The organism is Curvibacter delicatus NBRC 14919, from assembly GCF_001592265.1.
Lineage (GTDB): Bacteria > Pseudomonadota > Gammaproteobacteria > Burkholderiales > Burkholderiaceae_C > Hylemonella > Hylemonella delicata.
On the sequence record NZ_BCWP01000077.1, the window covers coordinates 1 to 4,530 of the forward strand.

At 62.6% G+C, this 4,530-nt stretch carries 4 protein-coding genes; 1 reads left to right on the forward strand and 3 read right to left on the reverse strand.

Annotated features, from left to right (window positions below):
• From CDE01S_RS17745 to ppa, 3 genes are all read right to left on the reverse strand, one after another.
• The coding region (locus CDE01S_RS17745; RefSeq protein ID WP_157077203.1) for a Tar ligand binding domain-containing protein at positions 1-830 on the reverse strand (830 nt) is incomplete at its 3' end.
• 96 nt (positions 831-926) lie between these two features.
• Positions 927-1,439, reverse strand: a complete 513-nt coding sequence (locus CDE01S_RS17750) for a chemotaxis protein CheW (protein WP_066710840.1) — start codon at positions 1,437-1,439, stop codon at positions 927-929.
• A gap of 206 nt (positions 1,440-1,645) precedes the next feature.
• Positions 1,646-2,182, reverse strand: a complete 537-nt coding sequence (gene ppa, locus CDE01S_RS17755) for an inorganic diphosphatase (RefSeq protein WP_066710843.1) — start codon at positions 2,180-2,182, stop codon at positions 1,646-1,648.
• A gap of 225 nt (positions 2,183-2,407) precedes the next feature.
• Between ppa and CDE01S_RS17760 the strand changes: the two genes are divergently transcribed.
• On the forward strand, positions 2,408-4,477 hold the full coding sequence (locus CDE01S_RS17760; protein ID WP_066710846.1) for a sodium-translocating pyrophosphatase: 2,070 nt from the start codon (positions 2,408-2,410) through the stop codon (positions 4,475-4,477).
• Positions 4,478-4,530: the final 53 nt, after the last annotated feature.

Genomic DNA, 4,530 nt, shown 5'->3' on the forward strand with positions numbered 1-4,530 from the left:
CTGGAGGCGGTGGCCACCGACTCGCTGCCTTCGCGCACACGACTCACCACCTTGACCAGCGACGCCTGCATGTCCGACAAGGCCTGCAACACCTTGGCAACCTCGTCCTGGCCGGTGATCTCGACCCGGCGTGTCAGATCGCCATGGGCCACCGCATTTGACACCTCCACCGCATTGCTGAGTGAACGGGAAATGCCGCGCACCAGGGCCAAGCCGAGCATCGATGCAAACAGCACGCCGGCCACAATGGCCGCAATGGCCACCATACGGATGGTCTTGTAGCGCGCCACTGCGGCATCGTATTCCTGCTTGGCCACATCGAGCTGAAGCTTGATCAAGGCCACGACGCCGTTTCGTGCGTTCTCATACAGGGTGGGCAGCTTCTCCATGGTGATGGAGGCGGCCGTTGCAATGTCGTCCGCGCGCAAGGCTGCAGCCGCCGGCTTCAACCCCTCGCCAACATAGCGCGCACGGTCCTCCGCAAATTTCTTGGCGATGGTCGTTTCTTCGGCCGTCAACGTGGTGGCCATGTAAGCATCCCAGGTCTTGCTGATGGCGGCAATATTGGCGTCCAGCTCGGCCAGATTGGTCTTCACCGACTCTGCGTTGGGTTGCAGCAACGTCATGGTGATCAAAAGCCGGTTACGCAACATCATGCGCTGAATTTCGGCCAACTGCCCGGTCGGGACAGTCCGGTCTTCATACACGGTCTTCAGGGCGTCATTGCTCTGCCCGATGCCGACCAGGCCGATCGCACCGATCAGCACCAGCAACGCCGACAGGATGCCGACCAACAAGGTCAGCCGCGTGGAGATTTTGAGATTGTTCATGGCGAGCGCCCCACATTCACCGCGTCAGGACAGATGTCGGCGCAGTGACTTTTGACGAAGAAATTGAAAGTATCCCTGGGTTGCCTCAGTGGGTCATCAGCCGAGCGTCGAGCTGAACATCCCCATTTCAGCATTGCTCATCAAGGCATCCATGTTCATGACGATGAGCATGCGTTCGCCCACGTTGGCCAGGCCGGTGATGAAGCGCGCGTCAATGGCCGCATCAAACTGGGGTGCCGGCTTGATGGCCTGGGCCGACAGCGTGACCACGTCGGACACCGAGTCCACCACGGCACCGATGACCGTGCCGTGCACGTTGAGAATGATGACCACGGTGAATTCGTTGTACTCGACCTTCTCCAGGTTGAGTTTCATGCGCAGGTCCACGATCGGAACGATCACACCACGCAGGTTGACCACGCCCTTGATGTAGGCCGGCGCATTGACCATGCGGGTCGGCTCCTCGTAAGAGCGGATTTCCTGCACGCGCAGGATGTCGATGGCGTATTCCTCGCTACCGAGCCGCAGGGTCAGATACTGTCCGGATGCGGCCACTGTCTGCTCGGCACTGGGTTGACTGTTCGGGCGTGCGGCGTTCGTTGTATTCATGGCAGGCATTCCTTCTGGACGGGGGGAGGCAAGGTTCTGATGGATGATACACGTCGGCACTGCGACGGGGGAAACAAAAAGGCCTGAACGACACCACCAATGCGGGCCTGCCGCCATGCCCGGAAAACAAAACGCCCGCCAGGAAACCCTGGCAGGCGCTTTCAGAAGGGGCCTGCCCCCTCATCAAGGGCCTTCGCGGCAAACGATCAGGCTTTGGCCTTGTTGTAGTTGGCGATGCCGTCCATGATTTCCTTCTTGGCCGACTCCGGGCCTTCCCAGCCCTTCACCTTGACCCACTTGCCGGGCTCTAGATCCTTGTAATGCTCGAAGAAATGCTCAATGGTCTTCAGGCGCATCGGGTTCAGGTCTTCCGGTTTCTGCCATTGGGTATAGAGCGAAAGGATCTTGTCGGTCGGCACGGCCAGCACCTTGCCGTCTTCACCGGCTTCGTCCGTCATCTTCAGGATGCCGATCGGGCGGCAGGGAACGACCACACCGGGGATCAGCGGCACGGGGGTGATCACCAGCACGTCCACCGGGTCGCCGTCGCCCGATATGGTCTTGGGCACATAGCCGTAATTGGTCGGGTAGTGCATGGCCGTGCTCATGAAACGGTCCACGAAGATGGCGCCGGTTTCCTTGTCCACCTCGTATTTGATGGGATCGGCATTCATCGGAATTTCGATGACCACATTAAAGGCTTCGGGGGCGTTCTTACCGGGAGTCACGTTATCGAGGGACATGGTTGCTCTTTGAGTTAGATCAGAAAAGGATAAGTATTAACCCTGATTTTACTTGCTCCTCACTGACGCTTTGCCGGCAGCCCGCTTTTTTCACGTTAAAGTCCGCCCGTTGGCCAATCGTCCTGTGTGACCGAAAGTGGTTGAACGCGACGAGGAAGCAACGCATCGGTGGCTCCGCCCCCTGCGTTGCCACCCCTTCGCGATCCAACAACACAGGAGATTGATATGACAGGCAACTCAGCGCTGATACTGGCGCTCGTCTGCGGGCTGATCGCCGTAGCCTACGGCTTCTGGGCACGCAGCTGGATTCTTTCCCAGGATGCCGGCAATGCGCGGATGCAGGAAATTGCAGCCGCCATCCAGACCGGCGCGGCCGCCTACCTGGCGCGCCAGTACAAGACCATCGGCATCGTCGGCATCGTGCTGGCCATCCTGATCGGGGTCTTCCTCGACGGCCAGACCGCCATCGGCTTCATCATCGGTGCCGTGCTCTCGGGCGCCTGCGGCTTCATCGGCATGAATGTCTCGGTGCGCGCCAACGTGCGCACCGCCCAGGCAGCCACCAAGGGCATCGGCCCGGCGCTGGACGTCGCCTTCCGTGGCGGCGCCATCACCGGCATGCTGGTGGTGGGCCTGGGTCTGCTGGGCGTGACCGTGTTCTACTGGTTCCTGGTCGGCAACGGCAACCTGAACCCCGGCGTCAGCCTGGCCAAGCTGCTCAACCCGCTGATCGGCTTTGCCTTCGGCTCCTCGCTGATCTCCATCTTCGCCCGTCTGGGCGGTGGCATCTTCACCAAGGGCGCCGACGTCGGCGCCGACCTGGTGGGCAAGGTGGAAGCCGGCATCCCCGAAGATGACCCGCGCAACCCGGCCGTGATCGCCGACAACGTGGGCGACAACGTCGGCGACTGCGCCGGCATGGCGGCCGACCTGTTCGAGACCTACGCCGTGACGCTGATCGCCACCATGGTGCTGGGCGCCTTGCTGGTCGCTGGTGCCGGCACCAGCGCCGTGGTCTACCCGCTGGCCCTGGGTGCGGTGTCCATCATCGCCTCCATCATCGGCTGCTTCTTCGTCAAGGCCGCCCCGGGCATGAAGAACGTGATGCCGGCCCTCTACAAGGGCCTGGCAGTGGCCGGTGTGCTGTCGCTGATCGCCTTCTTCTTCGTCACGATGTGGCTGATCCCCGACAACGCGATTGCCGCCTCCGGCAGCCAGCTGCGCCTGTTCGGCGCCTGCGCCGTCGGCCTGGTGCTGACCGCCGCCCTGGTGTGGATCACCGAGTACTACACCGGGACGCAATACGCCCCGGTGCAGCACATTGCGCAGGCCTCCACCACCGGCCACGGCACCAACATCATTGCCGGCCTGGGTGTGTCCATGCGCTCCACCGCCTGGCCGGTGATCTTCGTCTGCATTGCCATCTGGGTCGCCTACCAGCTCGCCGGCCTGTACGGCGTGGCGGTGGCCGCCACCTCCATGCTGAGCATGGCCGGCATCGTGGTCGCGCTGGACGCCTACGGCCCGATCACCGACAACGCCGGCGGCATTGCCGAGATGTCCGAACTGCCCTCCAGCGTGCGCGACATCACCGACCCCTTGGACGCCGTGGGCAACACCACCAAGGCCGTCACCAAGGGCTACGCCATCGGCTCTGCCGGCCTGGCTTCGCTGGTGCTGTTCGCCGACTACACCCACAAGCTGGAGTCCTTCGGCAAGGTCATCACCTTCGACCTGAGCAACCCGATGGTGATCATCGGCCTCATCATTGGTGGCCTGATCCCCTACCTGTTCGGGGCCATGGCCATGGAGGCCGTCGGCCGCGCCGCCGGCTCGGTGGTGGTGGAAGTACGCCGCCAGTTCCAGACCATCAAGGGCATCATGGACGGCTCGGGCAAGCCCGAGTACGACACCGCCGTGGACATGCTGACCACCGCCGCCATCAAGGAAATGATGATTCCCTCGCTGCTGCCTGTGGTGGTGCCGATCCTGGTCGGACTGGTCCTCGGCCCGGCGGCGCTCGGCGGCCTGCTGATGGGCACCATCGTCACCGGCCTGTTCGTCGCCATCTCCATGTGCACTGGCGGCGGCGCCTGGGACAACGCCAAGAAGTACATCGAGGACGGCCACCACGGCGGCAAGGGCAGCGATGCCCACAAGGCCGCGGTGACCGGCGATACGGTGGGTGACCCCTACAAGGACACTGCCGGTCCGGCCGTCAACCCGCTGATCAAGATCATCAACATCGTGGCGCTGCTGATCGTGCCGCTGATGATGAAATTCCACGGCGGCTGAACCCGACGCACCCCGTACCCAACCCAAGCCCGCTTCGGCGGGCTTTTTATTGG

Bases quoted from the DNA above. Each gene is read 5' to 3' on its own strand.
- CDE01S_RS17750 (WP_066710840.1), bottom strand. From the start codon at position 1,439: ATGAATACAACGAACGCCGCACGCCCGAACAGTCAACCCAGTGCCGAG.
- ppa (WP_066710843.1), bottom strand. From the start codon at position 2,182: ATGTCCCTCGATAACGTGACTCCCGGTAAGAACGCCCCCGAAGCCTTT.
- CDE01S_RS17760 (WP_066710846.1), top strand. From the start codon at position 2,408: ATGACAGGCAACTCAGCGCTGATACTGGCGCTCGTCTGCGGGCTGATC.